The organism is Halomonas sp. McD50-4 (assembly GCF_022348135.1).
Lineage (GTDB): Bacteria > Pseudomonadota > Gammaproteobacteria > Pseudomonadales > Halomonadaceae > Vreelandella > Vreelandella piezotolerans.
In genome coordinates this window covers 1-1,718 of the sequence record NZ_JAKRFG010000035.1, presented here as the reverse complement: position 1 = coordinate 1,718, position 1,718 = coordinate 1, and the positions used below count along the sequence as shown (strand labels likewise).

Here is a 1,718-nt window from a genome sequence, read left to right as displayed (position 1 = left end):
CCCGCCTTATTCACGAGGGCGCTGATTGAGCGGTCTGAAGGTACTGGCTGTTGGCATTGCTTATCAGGATTCGCATCTTCAGCGCGAGTGGCTGTTGAGTAATGCCAGAACGCAGCCCTTTTCCTACTTACTTATAGCTCTTTGGAATCAATGGCGGCCGTCCAAGCAGCCGTGATCGCCGACCGCCGCTCCGGTCGCTCGCTTTCTGATGCTGTGGTGGTCTCGCAGGAGCGTCAGCTCAGTGCGGTCAGCTTCGGCAGCCCCTTCAGCAGCGTTGGCCACCACTTGTCGGCGGCGGCACCCAGATGAACGGTGATTCGCCGAGCGTGCAGCCTCAGCGTGGCGGCGACCTTCAGCACCTGCTCGCGCATCCGGCTGAGGCTCCAGCCTTGCCGGGTCTGCCGCTCCAGCAGGCAGCGCAGGCCATGCAGGACCTGGTAGGCGTAGAGGCTGAGCAGCAGGCTCACCTCGTTGCGGGCCATCACGTCCTGAACGGTGGAGGCGCCACGATCGGTCGACGAGAGGTGCACGTCCAGCGCCGACTTCACCTCGCCCATGTGCGCCTCGGCGCTGCCGCGCTTGCGGTAGAGCGCCAGGACCTTCTCCGGCGGCCAGTCGAACTTGCCGAGGTTGGTGACCAGGAAGAAGGCATGCAGCAGCAGGTCATCGGGGCGTTCCTGCACCACCAGCACCACGCGACGCGGTGCCGACCAAGAGCCCGCTTGATACTCCAGATCGTGGCACCACTCGCGAGGCTGCTCGGGTGGCCGGCCGGGTGGCCGCTTCAGGTGCGGTGCCGCCAGCTTCTGCAGGCCGGAGTGACTGCGCAGTCGGCCCAGGTACTCGATGTCGCGCTCTTCCAGGGCCTCCAGCGTCGCGTTGTCGGTGAAACCGGCGTCGATGCGCACCCGAACCTGGGCGCCGGTGCTCTCGTTGAGTCGCCGCACCAGATGCGGGATCCAGGTGTCGACGTTCTCGGCCGGGCCGGCGTTGCCCTCGCGCAGCAGCCCACCCACCATGTCGCCGGTCTCGGCCAGCGAGGCGACCAGCGGCGAGTAGATGCGGGCACCGTAAAGTCCGTGAAATGCGGACCCGCCTTGGTGGCCGTGGACTTCGATCGGCAGGCCGTCGATGTCCAGCGTCAGCTGCTTGGGACGCTCGCCGTTCTGCAGCGAGGTCAGGCGCCAGACCACCAGCCGCAGCAGGCCTTCGTGCACGGCATCGATATTGTCGTTACGACCGAGGCAGCTCAGCAGCCGCGACAGCGTGGCTTGAGACGGCCGGTCCTGGGCCAGGGGCGTTGTCCCGCGCGCATCGCTGCAGGCCAGCTGCCAGAGCGGATCACGGCGCAGCGTGTCGGTATCGCTGAGGTCGATCCAGCCCATCGCACGCTGCAGCACCAGGGTACGCAACTGGCTGGCCAGCGAATGAAGGATGCGCAGCGGGTGGCGTCGATCGACCAGATTGTCTTCCAGCGCCTCAATCACGCCGCTGTTGTCGAGGGCCTCACGCAACAGCAGAGCGCCGCTGTCGCTGGTAGTGCGCTGGCCGCTCAGCTCAACACGGACAGCGCCGTTGCATGAGGGCGTCCAGGTGGATAGGCTTTCACCCATAGCGGATGGCTCTCTTGGTTCAGATTCTTGGCGGAACACACTGAATTTTCAAGAGAATACCATCCGCTATCTTCGTTTTCGGGCCGGCCTCATGAATAAGCCGGG

Annotated in this window: 1 protein-coding gene; it reads right to left on the bottom strand. The window is 65.1% G+C overall.

Annotated features, from left to right (window positions below; translation table 11 throughout):
* Positions 1-233: 233 nt before the first annotated feature.
* On the bottom strand, positions 234-1,652 hold the full coding sequence (locus MHM85_RS18235) for an IS1380 family transposase (protein ID WP_239286585.1): 1,419 nt from the start codon (positions 1,650-1,652) through the stop codon (positions 234-236).
* Positions 1,653-1,718: the final 66 nt, after the last annotated feature.